This window comes from Caballeronia sp. GACF4 (assembly GCF_023631025.1).
Classification (GTDB): domain Bacteria; phylum Pseudomonadota; class Gammaproteobacteria; order Burkholderiales; family Burkholderiaceae; genus Caballeronia.
The window spans coordinates 111,850-135,743 of the sequence record NZ_JALQDW010000004.1; the positions used below are offsets into that span (position 1 = coordinate 111,850).

The following is a 23,894-nucleotide window of genomic DNA, read 5'->3' on the forward strand; positions in this document are numbered from 1 at the left end:
GATTACCGTTGATACAAATGATGTTGAACAATGTAGTCCCATACGGCGGATGGGACCTGCGCGCGGACTTCGTCTTGCGACGCGCCTCGTGCGCCTTCGTGTGATGCGCTCGCTTCCTCGCGGATCGCCGTGGCGGATACGTCGATGAGAAGCGTGGTGTCGATCAGCATGTGACCGTGAGTGCTGGCCTGCAAGACTTCCGGGGATGCCTCGCGTGCTTCGAGTTCAGCGGCGACGGGCGCGGGCAGCGACGCGACATCGAAGCCGGGACGCGTCTCCACGCAGACATGCGCGAATTCGAAGAGCCGTTTCCAGTCGCGCCAGGTATTGAGCTTGACCAGTTGATCCGCGCCGATCAGCAACGCAAGCGATGCCTCGGCGCCTTCCTGCTCGCGCCAGCGCGCAAGCGTCTCCACCGTGTAGGTCGCGCCTTCGCGCTCGACTTCATCGGTGGCGACGGTGATCTTCACGCCATCGATGTGCAGCGACTGCGCCGCCGCGCGCGTCATCGCCAGCCGGTGATGCGGCGCCGATACGCCTTCCTTCTGCCACGGCTGACCCGCGGGCAACAGCACGAGTTCGGTCAGGCGCAAGAGCGCGGCGAAGCGGCGCGCGAGCGCCAGATGCCCTTCGTGAATCGGATCGAAGGTGCCGCCCAAAATGCCGACGCGCTTTTTGCAAGGTGTGCCCGGCGCGATCACAGCCATTGCCGGCGCACCAGGAAGTCGGAATAGAGTCGCGCTTCCGGCGTGCCGGGCTCGGGCGCCCAGTCGTAGCGCCAGTTCGCAACCGGCGGCATCGACATGAGAATGGATTCGGTGCGCCCGCCGCTTTGCAGACCGAAGTGCGTGCCGCGATCGAACACGAGGTTGAATTCGACGTAACGTCCGCGCCGATACGCCTGAAACGCGCGCTCGTGCTCGCCGTAAGGCGTGTCGCGGCGCTTGTCGATGATCGGCAGATAAGCTTCGAGAAACGCGTCGCCGACGCGCCGCATCATCGCGAACGAACGCTCGAAGCCGGGCTCGGAGAAATCGTCGAAAAAGATGCCGCCGATACCGCGCTGCTCGTCGCGATGCTTCAGATAAAAGTACTCGTCGCACCACGTCTTGAAGCGCGGATACAACTCCACGCCGAACGGGTCGAGCGCGTCGCGGCAGACGCGGTGGAAATGCCGCGCGTCGTCCTCGTAGCCGTAAATGGGCGTCAAGTCCATGCCGCCGCCGAACCAGAAGATCGGCTCTTCGCCGGGCTTGACCGCCGTGAGCATGCGCACGTTCATGTGCACGGTCGGGCAGTGCGGATTTCTCGGATGCATCACCAGCGACACGCCCAGCGCCTCGAAACCGCGCCCGGCGAGTTGCGGACGCGCGGCGCTAGCGGAGGGCGGCAGCGCGTCGCCCGCCACGTCCGAAAAGCCGATGCCGCCGCGCTCGAAAAACTCGCCGCCTTCGAGAATGCGCGTCACGCCCCCGCCACGCAGATGCGCGCCGGGCTCGCGAGTCCAGGCATCGGTCGCGAACGAACTGCCGTCGAACGCGCCGAGGGCATCGGCAATACGCGTCTGCAAGCCCGTCAGGTATTGACGGACGGCGGCAATATCGTGGGCTGCGTCGTGCTGGTTCGTTTCACTCATCGATTGCTGCAATGCGCCATGACAGGCGTTATGTGGATTCTCTAAAAACGCGCTGCCGGACGCGGAGGTCCGGCAGCGCGGGAAAAACGGCTCGATTTCAGGCGAAAAGCCTTATCCGTGCTTGCGGTTCACCGCCCGGTAGCCAATGTCCCGGCGATACTGCATGCCATCGAACGAAATCTGATTCACTGTATCGTAGACCACGGACTGCGCGCCGCGCACGGAATCCGCCAGACCCACGACACACAACACGCGCCCGCCTGAAGTGGTGAGCTTGCCGTCCGTGAGCGTAGTGCCCGCATGGAACGTGACGGCGTTGTCCGTTTCAGGCGGAATGCCGTTGATGCGGTCGCCCTTGCGCGGCGTCTCCGGGTAGTTGTGAGCCGCGAGCACGACGCCCAGCGCCGTGCGCCGGTCCCAGTCGAGCTCCACGCTGTCCAGCTTGCCGTCGATGGCCATCTCCACGACCTTCGAGAAATCGCCCTTGAGGCGCGCCATGATCGGCTGCGTTTCGGGGTCGCCCATGCGGCAATTGAATTCGAGCGTCTTGGGCGTGCCGTTGGCGTCGATCATCAGGCCCGCGTACAGAAAGCCGGTGAAGCGGATGCCGTCGTTTTCCATGCCGCGCACGGTCGGCAGGATGATCTCGCGCATCACGCGCGCGTGCAGTTGCGGCGTGACGATCGGCGCGGGCGAATACGCGCCCATGCCGCCGGTGTTCGGGCCCTTGTCGCCGTCGAGCAGACGCTTGTGGTCTTGGCTGGACGCGAGCGGCAGCACGTGCTTGCCGTCCACCATGACGATGAAGCTCGCTTCCTCGCCGGACAGGAACTCTTCGATCACCACGCGCGCGCCTGCGTCGCCGAGCTTGTTGTCGGCGAGCATGGAGTCGATCGCGTCGTGTGCTTCCTCTGCGCTCATCGCGACCACCACGCCCTTGCCGGCAGCGAGGCCATCCGCTTTCACGACGATCGGCGCGCCTTTCGTGTCGATGTAGGCATGCGCGGCGGCGGCGTCGGTGAAGGTTTCGTAGTCGGCCGTCGGAATGTTGTGGCGCTTCATGAACGCCTTCGCGAAGTCCTTCGAGCTTTCGAGTTGCGCGGCTTCCTTTGTCGGCCCGAAAATCTTGAGCCCGCGCGAACGAAACAGATTGACGATGCCCGCGGCGAGCGGCGTTTCCGGTCCGACGACGGTCATCGCGACATGCTCGCGTTCGACGAAATCGGCGAGCGCCGAAGGCTCGGTGATGTCGATATTGCGCAGGCGCTCGTCCTGCGCGGTGCCGCCGTTGCCGGGCGCCACATAGACGATCTGCACGCGCGGCGACTGGGCGAGCTTCCAGGCCAGCGCATGTTCGCGACCGCCGGAACCAACGACGAGTAACTTCATTTGAATCCCCGAAAAGCTTGAGTGAAAGCAGTAGCCGCGCGCTGACGCCGGGCGGGCCAGGCCAATGCCGGAGCCCACGCCGTCACCGGCATGACAGGTCGAAGGCGGCTCGCGCGGACTTCAGGCTGCGTCACCTGCCTTCTCATCAAGCGAAAGCCGTTCCAGCATCGCGGCCCGCCGAGCGCGGCGGACGGGCGCAACGGCGGCGCTTATTCGTCGTTGATGGCGGCGTTTGTATAGACTTCCTGCACGTCGTCGAGATTTTCGAGAGCGTCCAGCAGTTTTTGCATTTTCAGGGCGTCGTCGCCGCTGAATTCCACTTCGCTTTGCGGCTTCATGGTTACTTCGGCGAGTTCCGCCTTGAAGCCGGCGGCTTCGAGCGCGTCCTTCACCTTCTGGAAGTCGTTGGCGGGGCTGATTACTTCGATGCTGCCGTCGTCGTTCGTCACCACGTCGTCCGCGCCTGCTTCGAGCGCGGCGTCCATCAGCTTGTCCTCGGGCGTGCCCGGCGCGAACAGGAACTGGCCGACATGGTCGAACATGAACGATACCGAGCCGTCCGTGCCCATGTTGCCGCCGAACTTCGAGAACGCGTGGCGCACTTCCGCGACCGTGCGGGTGCGGTTGTCGGTCATGGTGTCGACGATGATCGCCGCGCCGCCGATGCCGTAGCCTTCGTAGCGGATTTCCTCGTAGCTCGCGCCATCGACGCCGCCGACACCGCGCTGGATCGCGCGGTTGATGTTGTCCTTCGGCATGTTGGCGTCGTAGGCCTTGTCGACCGCGAGCCGCAGCCGCGGGTTCGAGTCGACTTCGCCGCCGCCCATGCGGGCCGCGACCTGGATTTCCTTGATGAGGCGCGTCCAGACCTTGCCGCGCTTTGCATCGGCTGCGGCCTTTTTATGCTTGATGTTGGCCCATTTCGAGTGACCCGCCATTACCTTTCTCCATCGCGCGCGGACGTCGTGCCGCGCCTTGGTTTGCTGTGATGCTGTAGATGTCTGTTCGATGCGCTGCTGCATTTTTTAAACGGCAGCCGGGTTCGTGCGTCGGGCGCGGCCCGAAGGCAAGCTAGTCAGGCTCGCGGCAAGATCCGATTAGGAACAGACCGAAATTTTATCATGCTGGGATGGCTTGGCAGGCGGCTTGCGTCGATTGGGAAAAACGAGCGGGCGAAGGCGGATTCGGGGAAAGTGCGCCGCGCAAAAGCCATCGCACAATAAAAAACCGCCGCGTATGTCGCGCGGCGGTCTCGAGACTTGATCTGCGAAAACGGGTTGCGATCAGTTCTTCGTGCCGAACAGCCGGTCGCCTGCATCGCCGAGACCGGGAACGATATACGCATGATCGTTCAGATGCGAATCCAGCGAGGCGACGTAGAGCTTCACGTCCGGATGCGCGTCCTGGAACACCTTCACGCCTTCGGGCGCCGCCACCAGCGCCACGAACACGATATTCTCGGACAGCACGTTGCGGCGCTTCATTACGTCGACGGCGTGGACGGCCGAGTAGCCGGTCGCGACCATCGGATCGCACAGAATGAAGACGCGCTCTTCCAGGTCGGGCGGCAGGCGCACGAGATACTCGACCGGCCGGTGATCTTCCGCGCGATAGACGCCGATATGACCGACGCGCGCCGAGGGGATCAGGTCGAGCAGCCCGTCCGACATGCCGATGCCCGCGCGCAGCACCGGCACGATGGCGAGCTTTTTGCCCGCGATCACGGGCGCGTCGATCTCGACGAGCGGCGTTTCCACGCGCTTGGTCGTGAGCGGCAAATTGCGGGTGATCTCGTAGCCCATCAGCAAGGTGATTTCCCGCAGCAGTTCGCGAAACGTGCGCGTGGACGTGTCCTTGTCGCGCATGTGGGTGAGCTTGTGCTGGATCAGCGGGTGATCGGTGATGAAGAGATTGGGAAAACGGCTGTCCTGTTTCATGGGTCTCGCGCGTTCGCGCGTCCTGCTGGTGTGCTGCTCGTGTGATGGGGTGCCGTCATGGGCGATGCGTGAGCGCCGGCGCTCATGCCGCGCGCCGGGCGGACAGTGGCGACAGTTTACCGAAAACCCCGCCGTTGCCTAAGAACATTTGCCGCGTTTATCGGCAAGCCGCATGGCCCGCCCGGCGTTGCCGCCCCGATTCTCTTAGAATTGCGCGGAAGGCGTGACGGTCATCTCACGCGCTCCGAACCGAAACAGTCGAGACAACCTCTGGAGGATGGACGATGGACATGGGAATCGCAGGGCGCACCGCGCTCGTCTGCGCGGCAAGCAAGGGACTCGGGCGCGGTTGCGCCGAGGCGCTCGCAGCCGAGGGCGTCAATCTCGTCATCACCGCGCGCACGGCGGAAACGCTCGAAGCGACGGCCGCCGCCATCCGCGCGGCTTATGGCGTGGACGTGAAGACCGTGGCCGGCGACATCGCCACGCCCGAGGGCCAGGCCGCCGCGCTCGCCGCGTGTCCGCAGCCGGACATCCTAGTCAACAACGCGGGCGGGCCGCCGCCGGGCGACTTCCGCAATTTCACGCACGACATGTGGATCAAGGCGCTCGAAGCCAACATGCTCACGCCGATCGAACTCATCAGGCAGACCATCGACGGGATGATCGGGCGCGGTTTCGGACGCATCGTCAATATCACGAGCTCGTCGGTGAAGGCGCCGATCGATGTGCTCGGGCTCTCCAACGGCGCGCGCTCCGGGCTCACGGGCTTCGTCGCGGGCGTGGCGCGCAAGGTGGCGTCCACGGGCGTGACCATCAACAATCTGCTGCCCGGCACCTTCGACACCGACCGCGTCGCCGTGACGTTCGAAGCGCAGGCAAAGGCGCAGAACATCAGCATCGACGAGGCGCGCAAGCGTCGCGCGGACGCGCTGCCCGCTGGACGCTTCGGCGAGCCGGACGAGTTCGGCCGGGCCTGCGCGTTCCTGTGCAGCGCGCATGCGGGCTACATCACCGGGCAGAATCTGCTGATCGATGGCGGCGCTTATCCGGGCACGTACTGAACGCAGCCGCGCCGCGCGCGCATCAGCGCGAAAGGCGCACTTGATTCTCGACACATGGCGAACTGAACCGACGGAGACATTCAAGCGATGACCAAGGCAATCCGATTCGACAAGACAGGCGGCCCCGAAGTCATGAAGTGGGTCGACGTGAACGTGGGCGAGCCGGGCAAGGGTGAAATCCGCGTGAAGCATCACGCGGTCGGGCTCAATTTCATCGATGTGTATTTCCGCACCGGGCTTTATCCGATGCCGCTGCCCAACGGGCTCGGCATGGAAGGCGCGGGCGAAGTCACGGCGGTGGGCGAGGGCATCACGCAATTCAAACCGGGCGATCGCGTGGCGTATGCGTCGCGTCCGCCGGGCGCTTATGCCGAGGAACGCGTGATGGCGGCGGATTTCGTCGTCAAGCTGCCGGATGCGATCAGCTACGAAGATGCCGCGTCGATCATGCTGCAAGGACTGACCACGCAATATCTGCTGCGCCGGACCTATCGCGTGAAGGCGGGCGAAACGGTGTTGATCCACGCGGCGGCGGGCGGCGTCGGCCTGCTCGCGGTGCAGTGGGCGAAGGCGCTCGGCGCGACGGTGATCGGCACGGTCGGTTCGGACGAGAAAGCGGAGATCGCGAAGGCGCATGGCTGCGATCACGCGATCGTCTACACGCGCGACAACTTCACGCAGCGTGTGCGCGAGATCACCAACGGCGCGGGCGTGCCGGTGGTCTACGATTCCATCGGCAAGGACACGTATATCGCGTCGCTCGACAGCCTCTCGCCGCTTGGATACTTCGTGAGCTTCGGCAATTCGTCGGGTCCGGTGCCGCCTGTCGATTCATCCGAACTCGCCGGGCGCGGTTCGCTTTACTTCACGCGTCCGACGCTTTTCAGCTATATCGCCAAGCGCGCCGATCTGGATGCCATGGCGGCGGAACTGTTCGAAGTCGTGTCGTCGGGGAAGGTCAGGACGAACGTGCGGCAACGTTATTCGCTGGCCGACGCGCCCCGCGCGCATGAAGACCTCGAAGCGCGCAAGACGACGGGCTCGACCATTCTTTTGCCTTGAGCCTTTCCCGCGTGACGGATTCTCACTGAAACTAAGAAATAGAACAGCATCGATATGAGCGAGCCGTCCGTCACCGTCGTCCTGATCGAGGACGAAAAGCAGATTCGCCGCTTCGTGCGCGTGTCCCTGGAAGCCGAGGGCATGACCGTGCACGAAGCGGAAACCGGCCAGCAAGGTCTGATCGAAGCGGCGACGCGCAAGCCCGATCTCGTGATCGTCGATCTGGGTCTGCCGGATACCGATGGCCTCGACGTCATTCGCGAACTGCGCGGCTGGACCGAATTGCCGGTGATCGTGCTCTCGGCCCGCACGCAGGAAGCGGAAAAGGTCGCCGCGCTCGATGCCGGCGCCGACGACTATCTCACCAAGCCGTTCGGCGTTTCCGAGTTGATGGCGCGTATTCGCGCGCATTTGCGGCGGCGCAATCAGGCGGCGGGCAACGAGACGCCGGCCGTGCGTTTCGGCGATGTCACCGTCGATCTCGCGTTGCGGCGCGTCACGAAAAACGGCGAGAGCGTGCATCTGACGCCGATCGAATATCGCCTGCTTGCCACGCTCGTGCGGCATGCGGGGCGCGTCTTGACGCATCGGCAATTGCTGAAGGAAGTGTGGGGACCGTCGCATGTGGAGAGTCCGCATTATCTGCGCATCTACATGGCGCATCTGCGGCAGAAGCTCGAGCGCGATACGGCGCAGCCCGAGCATATCGTCACGGAAACGGGCGTGGGATATCGGCTCGTGGGAGTCGTGTGACGTGCGTCGTTCGAATTACGCGGTGACCGCGGCGTAGGTATCGAGCACGGCGTCGAGCGGTTCGTTTCCGCCGACGAAGCCGATGACCCGATCCCGCACGCCAAGCGCCACGCAACGCAGCGCAATGCGCGCGACATCCTCGCGCGACACGTCGGGCATATCGACCGTGGTCTCGTCCGCGAGCGCAATCGTGCCGCGCGCGGGTTCGTCGGATAGCGGGCCAGGACGCAGGATCGCGTAAGGCACGCCGCGCCGCATGACGTAGGCATCGGCTTCGCGTTTCATGCGCGAGTAATGACGCAGGGAAAGCGGATTGCGCTCCGGATGAAACGCGGTCAGCGCGCTTACGACGACGAGTTGCCGCACGCGCCGGCGCTTCGCGTAATCGGCGGTGCGCATGACGGCGTCGCGATCGATCGCACGTTCCTCGTGCACGCCTTCGCTCTCGGACGACCCCGCCGCGTAGATCACGTGCGTGATGTCGTCGAAGACATGCGAGAAGTCCTGGTCGAGATCGCCGAGCACGATTTCCGCGCCCAGCGCCGCGAACTCGCTCTTGTGCGCGGATTTGCGAAGCAGCGCCCGAAAAGGCGCGGCGTGGTCATGAAGACCTTGCGCGATAAGCCGGCCCGTGCGGCCGTGCGCGCCGATCAGCAGAACTTTCATCGTCTTCATTGAGTTCGCTCCCTTGCGGTGGCCGGCTCGACAATCAAAGTAGGCGATTTCGGCGCCTTGTGCTATCCGTGCTTGCGCGGCCTCGCGTCACTCCACCGCGCTTGCCGGCCGCGCATTGCCACGCCGCCGCGCGCGCCGTTCCTCTGCGCGCACGCGGAAGCGGTCCATATACAGATAAACCACCGGCGTCGTATAGAGCGTCAGCATTTGACTCACGATCAGCCCGCCGACGATTGCAATGCCAAGCGGCGCGCGCATCTCCGATCCTTCGCCAGTTCCGAACGCGAGTGGCAGCGCGCCGAGCAGCGCGGCGGCGGTCGTCATCATGATCGGGCGAAAGCGCAAGAGACACGCTTCCTCGATGGCATCGCGCGAAGTCTTGGCGCCGTGCCGCGTGGCCTCGATAGCGAAGTCCACCATCATGATCGCGTTCTTCTTCACGATGCCGATCAGCAAGATGACCGCGATCAACGCGATGATGCTGAACTCCGTCTTGAACAGCAGCAGCGCAAGCAGCGCGCCGACGCCCGCCGACGGCAGCGTGGAGAGAATCGTGATCGGATGGATATAACTTTCATACAGAATGCCGAGCACGATATACACAGCCGCGAGCGCCGCGAGAATCAGGATAGGCTGGTCGTTCATCGACTGCTGGAACGCCTGCGCCGTGCCCTGAAAACTGCCGTGGATGGTCTGCGGCACGCCGATTTCGGCCATCGTTTCGTAGATCGCGGCGGTGGCCTCCGAGAGCGACTTGCCCGGCGGCAGATTGAACGAGATGGTGGAAGCCACGAACTGGCTCTGGTGATTGACGGAAAGCGGCGTATTGCCCGGCCCGAATTTCGCGATGGCCGAAAGCGGCACCATCGTTTCCTGCGATGTGGAAACCGCCGCGCCTGACGACGAACTCGACTTGCCGCTCGCCGCGATGGCGTTGGTCGCCGAATTCTTGACCGAAGCGAGCGCCAGCGCGGCGGCTGTGTCGGAACTGCTGGTGGACGAGCCGCCCGCGCCGGTCGAACCGGTCGCCGAGGTGGACGCCGTCGAGTTGGCGCCGGAAGTGGTGGTCGAATTAGTCGATGACGTGCCGCTCGCCGTGCCGCCCGACGTGCTGATGTAGATCTGCTTAAGCATCTCCGGGTCCTGCCAGTATTTCGGCGCGACTTCCATCACCACGTGGTATTGCGACAGCGGGTTGTAGATGGTCGAGACCTGGCGCTGGCCGAAGGCGTCGTAGAGCGTGTTGTCGATCTGCGCGGGCTTGATGTTCAGACGCGCGGCCGTGGCGCGGTCGAAGGTCACCATCGCTTCGAGACCGCCTTGTTGCTGGTCGGAATTCACGTCGGTGAGTTCGGGGCGCTTGAGCAGCGCTTCTGTGAGCTTGGGCGCCCACGTGTAAAGGTCGCTCGTGGTGTCGGACAGCAGCGTGAATTGATACTGCGCATTCGACTGCCGCCCGCCCACGCGAATATCCTGAACGGCCTGCAGGAAGGTGCGCGCGCCCGCGACATCGGCAAGCGGCTTGCGCAGACGGTTGATGACCTGATCCGCCGACACCTTGCGTTCGCTCTTCGGCTTGAGCGAGATGAACATGAAGCCGGAATTGGTCGTGCGCCCGCCCGTGAAACCGGCGACGCTGTCCACGGCCGGGTCCGATTCGACGATTCGCATCATCTCCGAGAACTTGCCTTTCATCGCCTGAAACGAGGTGCTCTGGTCCGCCTGAATGCCGCCGACGATACGCCCCGTGTCCTGCTGCGGGAAAAAGCCCTTCGGCACGATGATGTACAAATAGACGTTCAGCCCGATGGTCGCGAGCAAAATGAGCAGGATGAGCCGCGGGTGCCCGAGCGCCCAGCCAAGCGTTCGCGCATAGCCGCGCTGCATGCGCTCGAATTGGCGCTCCAGCCAGAGCGCGAGCCGGCCTTCTTTCTTCTTCTGATGCGGCTCTTGAAGCAGACGCGAGCACATCATGGGCGTGACGGTGAGCGACACCACGAGCGATACGGCGATCGCCAGCGACAAGGTCAGCGCGAACTCGCGGAACAGGCGCCCAACGATACCGCCCATCAGCAGGATGGGCAGGAACACGGCAACGAGCGAAATGCTGATGGACAGCACCGTGAAGCCGACCTCGCGCGCGCCGAGTATCGCGGCCTGCATGCGCGGCACGCCGTTCTCGACATGCCGCGAGATGTTCTCCAGCACGACGATGGCGTCGTCCACCACGAAGCCCGTCGCGATGGTCAGCGCCATCAGCGAGAGATTGTCGAGCGAGAAGCCGAGCAAATACATCGCCGCGAAGGTGCCGATGATCGATATCGGCACGGCGACGCTTGGAATCAGCGTTGCGCGCCAGTTGCGCAGGAACAGGAACACGACCATCACGACGAGCGCCACCGCGATCACGAGCGTAAGTTCGGTGTCGTGCAGCGAGGCGCGGATGGTGGTCGAGCGGTCCGCTGTCGGGGTGATCAGGACATCGGCGGGAAGGGCGGCTTGCAGTTGCGGCAGCATGCCCTTCACGCGGTCGATCGTCTCGATGATATTCGCGCCCGGCTGACGGTACAGAATGACGAGCACCGCGTGCTTGTTGTTGATGAGGCCGAGATTGCGCAGGTCTTCCACGGAATCGACCACTTCGCCGACGTCCGAAAGATGCACCGCCGAGCCGTTGCGATAGGCGACGACCAGATCCTTGTATTGCGACGCCTTGCTCGCCTGATCGTTGGTGTAGAGCTGGACGTGGTTGTCCTTGAATTCGATTGCACCCTTCGGACTATTCGCATTCGCCGATGCCAGCGCCGCGCGCACGTCTTCCAGCCCGATGCCGTAGTGAAACAGCGCGCCCGGTTCGAGTTCCACGCGCACGGCCGGGTTTGCCGAGCCGCTCACGTCCACTTCGCCGACGCCCGGCACGGTAGAAAGCGTCTGCTGCAGCACGGTCGCCGCGGAGTCGTAAAGCGCGCCCGCGGTTCGGGTAGGCGAGGAGAGCGCGAGCACCAGAATGGGCGCGTCGGCCGGGTTCACCTTGTGGTAGGTCGGATTGCTGCGCAGCGCGGTTGGCAAGTCGGCGCGCGCGGCGTTGATGGCGGCCTGCACGTCGCGCGCGGCGCCGTCGATGTCGCGGTTCAGGCCGAACTGCAGCGTGATGCGCGTGGTGCCGACCGCGCTTTGCGAAGTCATTTCGCTGACATCGGCGATGGAGCCGAGATGCCGTTCGAGCGGACTCGCCACGCTCGTCGCCACGGTTTCGGGACTTGCGCCCGGCAACTGCGCCTGCACGGAGATGGTCGGAAAATCCACTTGAGGCAGCGGCGCGACCGGCAGCTTCACGAACGCGAACATGCCGGCGAGCGCGATGCCCACCGCGAGCAGCGTCGTCGCAACGGGCCGGTCGATGAAAATGCGCGACATGTTCATGGCTTACTCCGCGTCGGCGGCGGGCCGCGGCTCGTGCATGCCGCCGCCGAAGCGCGCGCGCAACCGGCGGCCGAGCGAATCGAAGGCCAGATAGATCACGGGCGTGGTGAAGAGCGTGAGCAACTGCGAGACGATCAGACCGCCGACAATCGCGATACCGAGCGGATGCCGCAGCTCCGAACCCGCGCCCCAGCCGATCATGAGCGGCAGCGCGCCGAGAAGCGCGGCCATCGTCGTCATGAGAATCGGGCGAAAGCGCAGCAGACACGCCTGGAAGATCGCGTCGCGCGGCGACTTGCCTTGATCGCGCTCGGCTTCGAGCGCGAAGTCGATCATCATGATGGCGTTCTTCTTCACGATACCGATCAAGAGCACGATGCCGATGATGCCGATGATGTCCAGATCGTGCCCGGTGACCATCAGCGAAAGCAGCGCGCCGACGCCTGCGGACGGCAGCGTCGAGAGAATGGTGATCGGGTGGATGAAGCTCTCGTACAGCACGCCGAGCACGATATACATCGTGACGATGGCCGCGAGGATCAGGAACAGTTCGTTCGAAAGCGAAGCCTGGAACGCGAGCGCCGCGCCCTGAAAGCGAATCTGGAACGACGCGGGCAGACCGATGTCGTTCTTCGCCTGCTCGATGGCCTTGATCGCCGCCCCAAGCGATTCGCCCTTGGCCAGGTTGAAGGAAACGGTCGTCGCCGGGAATTGGCCCAGATGCGTGACGAGCAACGGCGCCGCGCGCTCGTGGAACTTGGCGATGGTGTTGAGCGGCACCTGCCCCGTCGTCGAAGTGGACGACGGCAGATAGATGCCGTTCAGGATCTCGCTGTAGTGCGCGTCCGAAGGCTCCGATTCGAGGATCACGCGATACTGGTTCGACTGCGTGAAGATGGTCGAAATGATGCGCTGGCCGAAGGCGTCGTAAAGCGCGTTGTCCACCGTCGCGGGCGTGATGCCGAAGCGCGCCGCCGTCGGCCGGTCGATTTCGATATACACCGACTGGCCGTTTTGCTGCAGGTCGGTCGCCACATCCGTGAGAATGGACGTATGTTGCAGCCGCTCGACGAGCTTCGGCACCCATTCCGCGAACTCGGACGGGTTCGGGTCGGTCAGCATGAACTGATATTGCGTCGGACTGACGGTGGAATCGATCGTCAAGTCCTGCACCGGCTGCATATACAGCTTGATGCCGGGAATGTCCGCGACGTCGCTCTGAATGGAACGGATCACGTCGCTCGACGTGTTGCTGCGGTCGTCGCGCGGCTTCAGGTTGATGAGCATGCGCCCGCTGTTCAGCGTGATGTTGGTGCCGTCCACGCCGATGAACGAAGTCAGGCTTTCGACATCCGGGTTCTGCAGAATCTTTTGCGCGAGCGCCTGCTGCTGCTCGGCCACGGCCTGATACGACGCGGCCTGCGGCGCTTGCGTGATCGCCTGGATCACGCCGGTGTCCTGCGTGGGAAAGAAGCCCTTCGGAATGAAGATGTACAGCACGGCGGTCAAAACGAGCGTCAGCAGGGCGACGACGAGCGTCGCGGCTTGCCGCTCCAGCACCCATTCGAGCGCGACGGCGTAGCGGCCGATCACGTAGTCGATGAACTTGTGGGCGCGCGCCTCGAAGCGCTTGCTGTCTTTGGGCGGCGTGTGGCGCAGGAGTTTTGCGCACATCATCGGCACGAGCGTGAGCGAGACGATAGCCGAGATAACGATGGTCACGGCAAGCGTGATCGCGAACTCGTGGAACAGACGGCCAACCACATCGCCCATGAAGAGCAGCGGGATAAGCACCGCGATTAGTGAAACCGTCAGCGAAATGATGGTAAAGCCGATCTGCTTCGAGCCTTTCAACGCTGCCTGGAGCGGCGGGTCGCCTTCCTCGACATAGCGCGCGATGTTTTCGATCATGACGATGGCGTCGTCGACGACGAAGCCTGTCGCGATGGTCAGCGCCATCAGCGAAAGATTGTCGAGTGAAAAGCCGCACAGGTACATGATCGCGAGCGTGCCGACCAACGACAGCGGCACGGAAAGACTCGGGATGATGGTGGCGTAGACGTTGGCGAGAAACAGATAAATTACCAGCACGACCAGCACGACGGAGAGCGCGAGTTCGAACTGCACGTCGCGCACCGACGCGCGGATGGTCGTGGTGCGGTCCGTGACGATGCGCACGTCCAGCGCCGCCGGCAGCGATTGCTGCAAGCCTGGCAGCAGCTTCTTGATGCCGTCCACCACTTGAATGACGTTCGCGCCCGGCTGACGCTGCACGTTGAGGATGATGGCGGGCGTCGCGTCGACCCACGCGCCGAGCTTGGTATTCTCCGGACCTTCGACGACCGTGGCGACATCGGTGAGCATGACCGGCCGGCCGTTCTTGTATGCGACCACCGCGCTTTGGTACGCACTTGCATCGGTCAACTGGTCGTTCGCATTGATGGTGTAGTTGCGCGACGGGCCGTCGAAATTGCCCTTCGGCGTATTGACGTTGAGGTTGGCGATAGTCGTGCGCAAGTCGTCGATATTCAGCCCGTACGAGGCCAGCGCTCGTGTGTTCGCCTGAATGCGCACGGCGGGGCGGTTGCCGCCGCTGATCGACACGAGACCCACGCCCGCGACTTGCGAAATCTTCTGCGCGAGGCGCGTGTCGGCGAGATCCTGGACCTTGGTGAGCGGCAGTGTCTTGGAACTGATCGCGAGCGTGATGATCGGCGCGTCGGCGGGGTTCACTTTCGCGTAGATCGGCGGGGCGGGCAGGTCGGACGGCAGCAGATTACCCGCCGCGTTGATGGCGGCCTGAACTTCCTGCTCGGCGATATCGAGCGGCAAATCCAGACTGAACTGCAAGGTAATGACCGACGCGCCCGCCGAACTCTGCGACGACATCTGGTTCAGGCTCGCCATCTGCCCGAACTGCTTTTCGAGCGGCGCGGTGACGCTGGAGGTCATCACATCCGGCGACGCGCCGGGGTAAAACGTCTGCACCTGGATGGTCGGATAGTCGACCGCGGGCAGCGCCGACAGCGGCAGAAAACGTAGCGCGACGAGGCCGACCAGCATGATCGCCGCCATCAGAAGCGCCGTGCCGACCGGACGCAGGATAAAAAGGCGAGATGGATTCATGCGGCTCTGGTTGCTCTTGGCTTAACTGTCACTGCTGCGGTTGCTGACGACGATGCCCGCCATGCCGCGCACCCGAAGCTGCCGACGCGGCAGCCGCCGCCGATGCACCTGAAGCGCCGGATGCGCCCGAAGCACCCTTGGCCTTGTCCGCCGGAATCGTGATCTTCGCGCCTTCCTTGAGCCGGTCGGAGCCGTCGATCACCACGCGCTCGCCGGCCTGCAGACCGGTTTTGATGCTGGTGCGCTCGCCATCGACGGGACCGGTTTTCACGTTGCGCACCGTCACCGTATTGTCCGGCTTGACGACATACACGAACGATCCCGATGAGCCGTTCAGCACCGCCGAAGTCGGAACGATAAGCGCGTCCTTGATGACATCGACGAGCAGCTTCGTGTTCACGAACTGGTTCGGAAAGAGCCCGAGTCCTTTGTTGTCGAAGGTCGCGCGCAGCTTGACGGTGCCGGTGGTGGTGTCGATCTGGTTGTCGAGGGTTTCCAGATAGCCCGATTCGAGCGCAACCGTATTGGCGCGGTCATATGCCGTCACCGACATCTTCGTGCCCGCGTGCAGCGGCTTCAGGATGGCGGCAAGGTTGTCTTCCGAGGTGGTGAAGATCACGCTGATCGGCTGCAATTGCGTGATGACCACGACGCCGTTGGTGTCGCCCGTCGTCACGTAATTGCCGGGATCGACCTGACGCAGGCCGACGCGTCCCGACACGGGCGCCGTGATGCGCGCGTAGGTGAGATCGAGCTTGTAGGTATCGACGTTGGCCATGTCCGACTTGACCGCGCCTTCATACTGCTTGACGAGCGAGCCTTGAGTGTCGACCTGTTGCTTGGCGATGGAGTCTTGCGAGAGCAGCGTCTGATAACGCTGCAAGTCGAGCCTCGCGGTCTGCAACAGCGCCTGATCCCGCGCCAGCGTGCCTTCGGCGTTACGCAGCGAAATCTCATAAGGACGCGGGTCGATCTGCGCGAGCACGTCGCCCTTTTTGACCATCTGGCCTTCCTTGAAGGCCACGTCCATCAGCGTGCCATTGAGCTGCGTCTTGACCGTGACGTTGGCAAGCGGCGTGACCGTGCCGAGCGAATTGATGACCACCGGCATCTCGCCTTGCACGACGGTCGCGACGTGCACGGGCTGCGGCTGATTCATCGCGTTCGCGCTGCCGCCACGACGGCCGCCGCCCTGACGTGCATCCTGTGGTTGACCCGAGGCACTGTTGCGGCTCCAAGGATGCCACCAGGCGACGGCTCCCGCGACAATCAGCAAAGCGATCACGAGCGGGACGAGCTTGCGCCGCCTTGGCGGGCGTTCCCCGAGCGTGGTCGTGGCAGGTCGATCAGGCGAGTTGGACGGTTTCTGCGGTTGTCCGGGAGAATTCTTTTGGTCGTCCATCGGTTCTGTGGCTGGTATTTCAAGTGATTCGTTGGAGCGCCCAAGGCGGCGCGCGAACGCCAGGCAGGACAGCGCAATCTGCAAGTCGCATCGAGGCGAGGACCTGAAAGCGGGCGATGAGCACATGAAGCTTTTTCGCGACGCGTTCGAAGCGCTGCCGCGCATGACGAAACCGCAACGAAGAGACACGACGCATACAAGCCGCACCAACGCCGCGCGGTCGTGCGAAGCATGATGCTACGTCCCGCATCGAGGCCCGTCCACCTACCTTTCTTTCGGCTGATTACGAGTGTTACACGCGGCCTGACATGGCTTTCGCACGATGCGAGCGCAGGCCGGCCGAACCCGTCGATGGGTCGGCCGGCCAATACGTCAGGGGTGTCAAGTCTACTCGGTGGCGCGCAAGTCCGTAGAGGCAGCCATCGCGATGGCCGCCGATGCGGCGCCGGACGTGCCGCCGATCTCGTGCGCGATCTGGCTCACGCAGCGCAACAGCGCGGGCGCGACTGTTTCGATGAGCGTCTCTTCGGGACACTGATGTGCCGCGCCGCCGCAGTTCACGGAGTAACGCTCTTCCGACGGACCGATGAAGCCCGCCGCGACCGCGTTGAGCCCCAGATGCCATTCGCCGATCGAAACCGCGAAGCCATTGCGATGCGTGTCTTCGATACCGTGCCGAAGTCCCATCGCGATGAGCGGCCAGTCGTCGCCGGATGCGATCTGCAGACTACCGATGAGCGTTTCGCGATCCGCCTGCGACAGCACGGACAAGTACGCGCGCCCCACGGCGGTACGGGTCAGGTCCATCCTTCCGCCCACTTCGAGACGTGAGACGAGCACGGCCGAACGCGGACGGATGGCATCGATAACGACCATTTCCAACCGGTCCCGCACCGCCAGATGCACCGACAGGCTGGTTTCCTCGGCGAGCGCGATGAGGTAGGGGCGCGCACGAGCACGAATATCGAAATTGCGTAAGAATCCGTTGCTGAATTCCAGAACAGAGGCGGTCAGCACGAAACGCTCGCTGTCGGGCAGCCGCAGCAGCAGGCCTGCGCCGACGAGCGTTGCTGTGATACGCGACACGGTAGGTTTGGGAATGCCGGTCCATTCGGTCAGCTCTCGGTTGCTGACAGGGGCATCGGCGGCAGCGATACGGCGTAGAACGTCCAGACCGCGCGCAAGCGCCGTGACTTCTTCGCCCTCTCTTTCTCTCGGTTTTTCCCGGTCTGGTAGCCGGCTTTTTAATGTGTGCATTCTTATTTTCTGAAACGTAGTTTCGGATGCGGACTGACGCTAAATAACCCGGATGCCACTTAAACTTGCAAGCGGTGCAAGCCTCTCATCGATAAGCAGCAGACGGAATGAAACATTTCTCTTGATAGGGGTTTGCAAAGATTACCTTGGGCAGAAGTTCTGCGCCGGAGATTTTGCTTGACTTGGGCAGCAATCCCATAAAAAATGGAACCGAATTTCGAAACTGGTGGGGCGACGTGCACAGTTGCTTTCCGCTCCCCGCTTGAATGACCGGCTCTCAGGTTCTAGCACGGCCCTCGGAATGGCTAGAACTTTTAAGGCGCTATGGAAACATAGCGCCTTTTTTTTCGCCCTATGTTTGCGGTAACAAACGCACTGAATATACGCTGAAAGCAGAAATGGCGTCGGACTGGAAGCAAGTTTGCTTCGGCGCGAAGGGTTGCGGAGACGCTGGAAGAGGGCGAGGCGCGCTCTCGAAGGCCGGGCGCGTGGACCGATAGCGGCGCGCGATGCGCCGCCGGTGAGTCGATTCAATCGAATTCGTTGAACACACGGCGCTGCCGAAGCAGGCGCTTGCCGCGCATGATCCAGTACACGCTCGCAAGTAACAAAAGCAACGCGACGCTCAAAACGAATACCGGCGAAATGCGTTCGGGCGCTGGCTGACTGGTGGCGATCAAAAGCGCCGCGAAAAATGCCGCCGCCGCTTGATAGTAGGCGCGCTTGGCCAGACTGCGGCGCATCTGGTGCGTGGTGAAGCGGGAAACAGGAGGACGGGTGAAAGGCTCGAAAATCAGGACCCCGGCGAAGAGGGCCACGACGAAATTCATATAAAGCATGGGGGCAACGTTGGCGCGAAGAGATGTGGACTGGCGGTGAATATATGCGAGTCCCATGCCTCTCAAAACCAGAAGTGTCCTAAATGTAGAGGGAAAACTCTATTACATTCGCAGGGAGTTAGAGGGTGTTCAAAAGTTAGGCAAAGCCGAGAAGAGCTGGTAAGGGTTTCCCAAGGTTCCCTCGTGATGCAAGCTTTACAAAACGCTTCTTTTCCAAGTGCCAATTCGAGCTTTCGCGCTTAGGCAAAATGCGCTCAAAACGTTGCCATCCAGGGTCAGCGTATGATGAGCGCCATTTCCAAGAGGAACAAATCGCGCTCAGGCGTGCGGACTTCGCATCGAGATTCATGCAGCACTCAGGCACCACATCTGGAAGGAACGACCATGCAGACTTCGCCCATGACCCGAATCGGGATCGCGCTCGCCGCGCTCGGTGTACTTGCCGCGTGCGAAAAGCACGATGCATCGGCAGGACAGGCGGCGGGCGCGCTCAACAACCTCGCGAGCCAGACCCAGCAAAAGTTCGATCAGGCGGCGAGTTACGTCGGCCAGAAGGTCGATTCCGCCAAACAGACAGCTCAGCAGAACATCGACAACGCCGGCTCGATGCCCGACATCTCCGCGAGCAGCGTCGCGGCGACGGCGCGTGCGAATCTGCAGAACGCGGCGAGCGCGACCAACGCCGCCATCACCGACGCGGCCAGCGCGACGGGCGCCGGTTTGCAGAACGCGGGCCGCAAGTTGCAGGACTGGTCGAAGGACGGAAGCGCATCGGGCACGGCGGGTAACGCGGGTACGTCGGACACTTCGGGCGCGAGCCCGACCACCGACACGAGCGGCGCCCGCACGGAAATGGACAAGTAAGCAGCCGGCGTCGACTTAACATTCCGTTACGTCCGATTCGGCCGATGCCTTCACCGCAGCCGCTAAACTGGCGGTCTTTCGGAAATCGAGACAGTTATGAAGTCACGCAAGCTCGCGCATGACGGCGCGCTGGCGATCGTCGCGATATTTTGGATGGCCGCGCTTGCGCTTTTTACGCCCGCCGCGTTCGCGGCTCCGGCGCTCACGCTGCCTTCGTTCGAGGAACTGATCAAGCCCGCCGCACCCGCATCCGCTCCCGATGCGGCTTCCGGCGTGACGGACCCGGCCGTATCGGATGCCGACATGGTGCGCTCGCTCGATACGGTCATCTCGACGCTCGACAGCGATCGACAGCGCGGCGCGCTCGTCGCGCAACTGAAGAAACTGCGCGAAGCCAAGCGCGCGGCCGAGACGGCTGGCGCGGCATCGGGCGCGGTCGATTCAGCCGCTGCGTCAGGCGCAAGCGCGCCCGCGGCCACGCCGTCGACGGCATCGTCGGTCGTGGCGAGCATGGCGCAGAACGCGGGCTTGCTGGGCGCGATAGCATCGGCGCTCACGAACATCGAAGCCGACGTGAAGCGCGGCAAAACGCCGATCGCGTACTGGGGCGGGCGCTTCAACGCGGCCGGCAACGAACTCTTCACCATCGTCACGAGCCAGAGCCGCGAGCCGTTCGGCCGCACGCTCTTCAATTACTTCGCGATGCTCGTCGGCTGGGGCGCGTGCGCGTTCGTCCTCGTCTATGTGCAGCGGCAGGTCCACGCGCGTTACGGCATCCAGGCCGGACTGCATTCCAACCCGACCACGCGCGAATTGCTGCTCTTCGCGCTGCGTCGCGTCGCGCCTTATTTGTTCGCGTTCCTCGTCGCGCTGGCCTTCGTGCGCATGATGCCGCTTTCGCTCGGCCGCACGCTCGCGATGGTCACGGCCTACGCCATCGTGGCGGGCGCGGTGTTCTCGGCGATCTGCCTCATCATGTTTTCGCTGTTCGGCTCGGCGCACCGGCGCGTGGCGGTGAACGTGCTGATCATCCGCGCGCGGCGGCTCCTGTTCCTGATCGGCACGTTCGGTGCGCTCGGCGACGCGGCCGCCAACTACGACGTCGCGCAGCAACTCGGCACCAATCTGTCCGCCCTGATCTCGACCTTCGCGAACATGGGCGCGGCGGCGCTTACCGCGTATTTCGCGCTGGCGTTCCAGCGGCCGGTCGCGCATCTGATCCGCAGCCGCACCTACGAGCAGCGCAACACGCGCAAGGCCGCGACCGAGACCTTCGAAGTGGTCGCTTCGTTGTGGCAGGTGCCGTTGCTGCTGCTGGCGTCGGCGTCGGTGGTCGCGACGCTCGCGGGCATCGGTACATCAGAGAACGTGTTGCAGATGGCGATTGCGACCGCCGGACTGCTCGTCGTCGCGTTCTTCCTGTCGGCGATCGTGATCCGCATCACGCGGCCGAAGTCGCAGAAGCCACGCCGCCAGTCGGCTTACGTGCGGCGGCTCGTAAAGTTCGTCGGCACGATGATCGTGACCGGCGTGTGGCTCGTATTCCTCGAACTGTCGTCGCGCTTCTGGGGTTTTTCGCTCGCACACATGGCCGAGGAGAGCGTCGCGGCGCGCGGCATCACGCGCGCGTTCGCCATGATCGTGCTGACGTTTTTCATAGTCTGGCTGGTGTGGATCCTGATCGATACCGCCATCCAGGAGACGTTGCGGCCCGATTCCACGCGGCGCGGCACGCGCGGCCCGAGCATGCGCGCGCGCACCATGCTGCCGCTCGTGCGCAACGTCGTGTTCGTCGTGCTGCTGATGATCGCGGGCATCGTCACCGCGGCCAATCTCGGCCTGAACGTCACGCCCTTGCTGGCGGGCGCGGGCGTGATCGGGCTCGCGGTCGGCTTCGGCGCGCAATCGCTGGTCGCGGATCTGATCACGGGGCTTTTCATCATCATCGAGGACACCATTTCCGTCGGCGATTCGATCGAGGTGGAAGGCGGCCACGCGGGTATCGTCGAAAGTCTGACGATCCGCACCGTGCGCCTGCGCGACGGCCAGGGCGCAATCCACGCGATTCCCTTCTCGCAGATCAAGACGGTGAAGAACCTGTCGCGCGACTTCGCCTACGCCGTGTTCGAAGTGCGCATGCCGTTTTCGGCGGATGTCGACGAAATCACGCAAATGATTCGCGAAGTCGGAGTCGAGCTGATGGACGATCTGCGCTATCGGCGCGAGATGCTGGGTCCGGTGGAGGTCTGGGGACTGGACCGTTTCGATCCGAACTGGATGGTCGTAAAAGGGCAGATCAAGACGCGGCCGCTGCAGCAATGGAGTGTGGCGCGGGCGTTCAATCTGCGCATCAAGCGGCGGATGGACGAGGCGGGCATCGAGATTCCCGTGCCGCGGATGCATGTGCAGATGAGCCGCACCGACCTGCATGCCGCGTTCGAGCCGCACGCCGATGGCCGCGCGCAGCGCATCTGGACGGGCGAGGAGCGGCTGCTCGAAGACGAGGAATTGGTGGATGCCGATCCCTCGAAGGCCCGCGATGTCTCGCACGAACCGCGTCCCGCGCCGCCGCCGACGGACCAGTCGGTGCAAATTCCGCCGCAGATTCCCACGGCGGAGCCAGGCAAGGGTTGAGACGAACTCGTCGTCAGGCCGCAAGCAAGTCGTTCACGTGCGTGGCAATCTCGTCGCCCGCGACGCCGTAGATATGCAGCGAGATCGCGCGCGCGGTGGCATCGGCGGGATTTCCCAGGCGGTGAATCGCGCCTCGGCCCGCCTGCACGAAGGAGACGTCGCCGGCCTCGCGCGCATGATGCCGCGTTTCGATGGCTGATGCCGAAGGCGCGTCCCAGCGATAAAGCGTCTCTTCAAGCGTCCCGTCGATCACCGCATAGCCGCACCACGTTCGATGACCGTGCACCGGACTCGCCTGTCCCGGCTCCCAGACGAGCGCGGCGATGGCGTAGCGGGCAAGCGGATCGGCCGCCAGCAGATGACGGCGATAGCCGCGCGCGCCGCTCTCACGCTGATCGAGACGCAGCAGGCTCGTATCGGACGAAGCGCGCCGCAGAGCCGCACGCACGCGCCATCCGAACGACAAGGCATCGGCGGAATGGAAGGCGGCATCGATTTCATCGCAGAGCCGGTTTAGCGCCGAACCGCCGCGTAGCGACGCCGGCGCTTGATCCCGAGGCCGCGAAAGGCGGCTGAACGCTTCGAATTTCATGATGACGGCACCGGTTTTCGTTGTGTTTCGCGAACAACATTTATACCGGCTTGCGCCCAGAATTAGTTTCCATATAATTCTGCTCGAAGAACCAAAAATAGAATAATTTCCTATCGGGGGTGCGCTGTGGGAATGGACCTTATCGATCGCAAGCTGCTGGAATTGCTGCAGACCGACGTGACGATGCCTATCGCCGAGCTTGCGCAGCGCGTGAATCTTTCGCAAACACCGTGCTGGAAGCGCGTGCAGCGCTTGAAGGAAACCGGCGTGATCCGCGCACAGGTGGCGCTATGCGATCCGAAGAAGCTGGGTGTCGGCACCACGGTGTTTGTCGCGGTACGCACGAATCAGCATACGCAGATCTGGGCCGAGGACTTCACGCGCGCCGTGCGCGACATTCCGGAAGTCGTGGAGGTGTATCGGATGAGTGGCGAGACGGACTATCTGCTGCGCGTGGTGGTATCCGATATCGACGATTACGACCGCGTCTATAAGCAGCTCATTCGCGCCGTGCCGCTCTACGATGTCAGTTCGAGCTTCGCGATGGAGCAGATCAAGTATTCGACCGCATTGCCGGTGCGTCCCACGCTCGAATCCTGAGGCGTGACTCGTTTTCAGATGGCGGTTGGCGCTTGCCCGCGCCATGCCACTTCAGTCCGCACCAAGCGCCTGCCTGTAGAAGGCGCGGCATGATCGATTCGCCAAAAAAAAGCCGCCCGTGGAGGGCGGCGTAACGCGTCCAGTCACTAGGTATTCCGGTCTAGCCCTTACTGCCCCGGCCGGAATCAGACGCGCATGGAATCGAAGGAAGTATGGCCGGTGACGCGGTGCCCCTCAAGCGGGACCGTGCAGCAAAGAATTTCGCGGTGCTTGGCCGTCTTCCGAAACGGCGCGCGCGGACATGCGGCAGATCGAGGAACGGTCGGCGCAACGCAACTGAAAACCAGTGCGGGTACTATCACGGGTTGATGACGAAACGCGCCAGGAGACGCAACATCCGCCATGACCGATGACCGCAACGACCGCCGCCCGGACAGTACCCGCAACGGCGCGCCCAAGAAGAAGAATCCGACATTCGGCGTCGGCGCGTTCATCGTCGTCGTGGTGTTGCTCGTGATCGGCACGCTCGCGTATAACGCGATTCGCGAGAAGCGCGACTTCGATCAACAGAACGCGACGCCTTCGCCAGCGAGCGATGCGCGGCCGGCCGTGCCGGCGATCGGAGCGTCGCAGTAGCCGAG

General features: G+C 63.4%; 19 protein-coding genes. 7 read left to right on the forward strand and 12 right to left on the reverse strand.

Annotated elements, in window-relative coordinates:
• Window positions 1-2: 2 nt before the first annotated feature.
• The 5 genes from NCR40_RS04390 to upp form a co-directional block, all read right to left on the reverse strand.
• Entirely contained in the window at window positions 3-707 is a 705-nt protein-coding gene (locus NCR40_RS04390; protein ID WP_250508820.1) for a nicotinate-nucleotide adenylyltransferase, read from the reverse strand.
• Entirely contained in the window at window positions 698-1,636 is a 939-nt protein-coding gene (hemF, locus tag NCR40_RS04395; RefSeq protein WP_250508821.1) for an oxygen-dependent coproporphyrinogen oxidase, read from the reverse strand. The genes NCR40_RS04390 and hemF overlap by 10 nt, the downstream gene beginning before the upstream one ends.
• A gap of 111 nt (window positions 1,637-1,747) precedes the next feature.
• Entirely contained in the window at window positions 1,748-3,025 is a 1,278-nt protein-coding gene (gene purD / locus NCR40_RS04400; protein ID WP_244827537.1) for a phosphoribosylamine--glycine ligase, read from the reverse strand.
• A gap of 209 nt (window positions 3,026-3,234) precedes the next feature.
• Window positions 3,235-3,963, reverse strand: coding sequence for a YebC/PmpR family DNA-binding transcriptional regulator (locus tag NCR40_RS04405; protein ID WP_244827538.1), 729 nt, complete (start codon window positions 3,961-3,963; stop codon window positions 3,235-3,237).
• A gap of 345 nt (window positions 3,964-4,308) precedes the next feature.
• The gene (gene upp, locus NCR40_RS04410) at window positions 4,309-4,962 is read right to left on the reverse strand and encodes a uracil phosphoribosyltransferase (protein ID WP_244827539.1); all 654 of its coding nucleotides are present in this window, start codon (window positions 4,960-4,962) and stop codon (window positions 4,309-4,311) included.
• A gap of 284 nt (window positions 4,963-5,246) precedes the next feature.
• Here upp and NCR40_RS04415 point away from each other — a divergent pair, with 284 nt between their 5' ends.
• The 3 genes from NCR40_RS04415 (at window position 5,247) to kdpE (ending at window position 7,841) form a co-directional block, all read left to right on the forward strand.
• Window positions 5,247-6,026, forward strand: coding sequence for an SDR family oxidoreductase (locus NCR40_RS04415; RefSeq protein ID WP_244827540.1), 780 nt, complete (start codon window positions 5,247-5,249; stop codon window positions 6,024-6,026).
• Between the two features lie 87 nt (window positions 6,027-6,113).
• Window positions 6,114-7,088, forward strand: coding sequence for a quinone oxidoreductase family protein (locus NCR40_RS04420; protein ID WP_250508822.1), 975 nt, complete (start codon window positions 6,114-6,116; stop codon window positions 7,086-7,088).
• A gap of 54 nt (window positions 7,089-7,142) precedes the next feature.
• Window positions 7,143-7,841, forward strand: a complete 699-nt coding sequence (gene kdpE, locus NCR40_RS04425; protein WP_250508823.1) for a two-component system response regulator KdpE — start codon at window positions 7,143-7,145, stop codon at window positions 7,839-7,841.
• A gap of 15 nt (window positions 7,842-7,856) precedes the next feature.
• Here the strand turns inward: kdpE and NCR40_RS04430 are convergent, their stop codons facing one another.
• The 6 genes from NCR40_RS04430 to NCR40_RS04455 all read right to left on the reverse strand — a co-directional run bounded on the left by NCR40_RS04430 (window position 7,857) and on the right by NCR40_RS04455 (window position 18,620).
• Window positions 7,857-8,516 carry an NAD(P)H-binding protein gene (locus tag NCR40_RS04430; protein WP_250508824.1) on the reverse strand — a complete coding sequence of 220 codons (660 nt, stop codon included), beginning with the start codon at window positions 8,514-8,516 and terminating at the stop codon, window positions 7,857-7,859.
• An 87-nt stretch (window positions 8,517-8,603) separates the two neighbouring features.
• The gene (locus NCR40_RS04435) at window positions 8,604-11,939 is read right to left on the reverse strand and encodes an efflux RND transporter permease subunit (RefSeq protein ID WP_244827544.1); all 3,336 of its coding nucleotides are present in this window, start codon (window positions 11,937-11,939) and stop codon (window positions 8,604-8,606) included.
• Window positions 11,940-11,942: 3 nt separating this feature from the next.
• On the reverse strand, window positions 11,943-15,065 hold the full coding sequence (locus tag NCR40_RS04440) for an MdtB/MuxB family multidrug efflux RND transporter permease subunit (protein WP_250508825.1): 3,123 nt from the start codon (window positions 15,063-15,065) through the stop codon (window positions 11,943-11,945).
• A 28-nt stretch (window positions 15,066-15,093) separates the two neighbouring features.
• Window positions 15,094-16,467 carry an MdtA/MuxA family multidrug efflux RND transporter periplasmic adaptor subunit gene (locus NCR40_RS04445; RefSeq protein ID WP_250508826.1) on the reverse strand — a complete coding sequence of 458 codons (1,374 nt, stop codon included), beginning with the start codon at window positions 16,465-16,467 and terminating at the stop codon, window positions 15,094-15,096.
• 387 nt (window positions 16,468-16,854) lie between these two features.
• On the reverse strand, window positions 16,855-17,724 hold the full coding sequence (locus NCR40_RS04450) for an IclR family transcriptional regulator (RefSeq protein WP_244827547.1): 870 nt from the start codon (window positions 17,722-17,724) through the stop codon (window positions 16,855-16,857).
• A gap of 530 nt (window positions 17,725-18,254) precedes the next feature.
• Window positions 18,255-18,620: a hypothetical protein gene (locus tag NCR40_RS04455; RefSeq protein ID WP_250508827.1), complete on the reverse strand. Its 366-nt coding sequence runs from the start codon at window positions 18,618-18,620 to the stop codon at window positions 18,255-18,257.
• Window positions 18,621-18,947: 327 nt separating this feature from the next.
• On the opposite strand from NCR40_RS04455, the gene NCR40_RS04460 reads away from it, so the two are divergent.
• Window positions 18,948-19,427: a BCAL1086 family glycoprotein gene (locus tag NCR40_RS04460; protein WP_250508828.1), complete on the forward strand. Its 480-nt coding sequence runs from the start codon at window positions 18,948-18,950 to the stop codon at window positions 19,425-19,427.
• A 96-nt stretch (window positions 19,428-19,523) separates the two neighbouring features.
• Window positions 19,524-22,061 (forward strand): mechanosensitive ion channel family protein, encoded by a 2,538-nt coding sequence (locus NCR40_RS04465; RefSeq protein WP_250508829.1) that lies wholly within the window; start codon window positions 19,524-19,526, stop codon window positions 22,059-22,061.
• A 13-nt stretch (window positions 22,062-22,074) separates the two neighbouring features.
• Here NCR40_RS04465 and NCR40_RS04470 read toward each other — a convergent pair whose 3' ends face one another.
• Window positions 22,075-22,653, reverse strand: a complete 579-nt coding sequence (locus tag NCR40_RS04470) for a cysteine dioxygenase family protein (RefSeq protein ID WP_250508830.1) — start codon at window positions 22,651-22,653, stop codon at window positions 22,075-22,077.
• 132 nt (window positions 22,654-22,785) lie between these two features.
• Here NCR40_RS04470 and NCR40_RS04475 point away from each other — a divergent pair, with 132 nt between their 5' ends.
• Complete coding sequence (locus NCR40_RS04475) at window positions 22,786-23,253, forward strand: Lrp/AsnC family transcriptional regulator (protein ID WP_244827553.1); 468 nt, start codon at window positions 22,786-22,788, stop codon at window positions 23,251-23,253.
• Window positions 23,254-23,655: 402 nt separating this feature from the next.
• Complete coding sequence (locus tag NCR40_RS04480) at window positions 23,656-23,889, forward strand: hypothetical protein (RefSeq protein WP_244827554.1); 234 nt, start codon at window positions 23,656-23,658, stop codon at window positions 23,887-23,889.
• The last annotated feature ends 5 nt before the right edge of the window (window positions 23,890-23,894 follow it).

What these genes read in the sequence shown, in the direction of transcription:
- NCR40_RS04390 (WP_250508820.1), bottom strand. Translation starts at nt 707, where the DNA reads ATGGCTGTGATCGCGCCGGGCACACCTTGCAAAAAGCGCGTCGGCATT.
- hemF (WP_250508821.1), bottom strand. Translation starts at nt 1,636, where the DNA reads ATGAGTGAAACGAACCAGCACGACGCAGCCCACGATATTGCCGCCGTC.
- purD (WP_244827537.1), bottom strand. Translation starts at nt 3,025, where the DNA reads ATGAAGTTACTCGTCGTTGGTTCCGGCGGTCGCGAACATGCGCTGGCC.
- NCR40_RS04405 (WP_244827538.1), bottom strand. Translation starts at nt 3,963, where the DNA reads ATGGCGGGTCACTCGAAATGGGCCAACATCAAGCATAAAAAGGCCGCA.
- upp (WP_244827539.1), bottom strand. Translation starts at nt 4,962, where the DNA reads ATGAAACAGGACAGCCGTTTTCCCAATCTCTTCATCACCGATCACCCG.
- NCR40_RS04415 (WP_244827540.1), top strand. Translation starts at nt 5,247, where the DNA reads ATGGACATGGGAATCGCAGGGCGCACCGCGCTCGTCTGCGCGGCAAGC.
- NCR40_RS04420 (WP_250508822.1), top strand. Translation starts at nt 6,114, where the DNA reads ATGACCAAGGCAATCCGATTCGACAAGACAGGCGGCCCCGAAGTCATG.
- kdpE (WP_250508823.1), top strand. Translation starts at nt 7,143, where the DNA reads ATGAGCGAGCCGTCCGTCACCGTCGTCCTGATCGAGGACGAAAAGCAG.
- NCR40_RS04430 (WP_250508824.1), bottom strand. Translation starts at nt 8,516, where the DNA reads ATGAAGACGATGAAAGTTCTGCTGATCGGCGCGCACGGCCGCACGGGC.
- NCR40_RS04435 (WP_244827544.1), bottom strand. Translation starts at nt 11,939, where the DNA reads ATGAACATGTCGCGCATTTTCATCGACCGGCCCGTTGCGACGACGCTG.
- NCR40_RS04440 (WP_250508825.1), bottom strand. Translation starts at nt 15,065, where the DNA reads ATGAATCCATCTCGCCTTTTTATCCTGCGTCCGGTCGGCACGGCGCTT.
- NCR40_RS04445 (WP_250508826.1), bottom strand. Translation starts at nt 16,467, where the DNA reads ATGGACGACCAAAAGAATTCTCCCGGACAACCGCAGAAACCGTCCAAC.
- NCR40_RS04450 (WP_244827547.1), bottom strand. Translation starts at nt 17,724, where the DNA reads ATGCACACATTAAAAAGCCGGCTACCAGACCGGGAAAAACCGAGAGAA.
- NCR40_RS04455 (WP_250508827.1), bottom strand. Translation starts at nt 18,620, where the DNA reads ATGGGACTCGCATATATTCACCGCCAGTCCACATCTCTTCGCGCCAAC.
- NCR40_RS04460 (WP_250508828.1), top strand. Translation starts at nt 18,948, where the DNA reads ATGCAGACTTCGCCCATGACCCGAATCGGGATCGCGCTCGCCGCGCTC.
- NCR40_RS04465 (WP_250508829.1), top strand. Translation starts at nt 19,524, where the DNA reads ATGAAGTCACGCAAGCTCGCGCATGACGGCGCGCTGGCGATCGTCGCG.
- NCR40_RS04470 (WP_250508830.1), bottom strand. Translation starts at nt 22,653, where the DNA reads ATGAAATTCGAAGCGTTCAGCCGCCTTTCGCGGCCTCGGGATCAAGCG.
- NCR40_RS04475 (WP_244827553.1), top strand. Translation starts at nt 22,786, where the DNA reads ATGGACCTTATCGATCGCAAGCTGCTGGAATTGCTGCAGACCGACGTG.
- NCR40_RS04480 (WP_244827554.1), top strand. Translation starts at nt 23,656, where the DNA reads ATGACCGATGACCGCAACGACCGCCGCCCGGACAGTACCCGCAACGGC.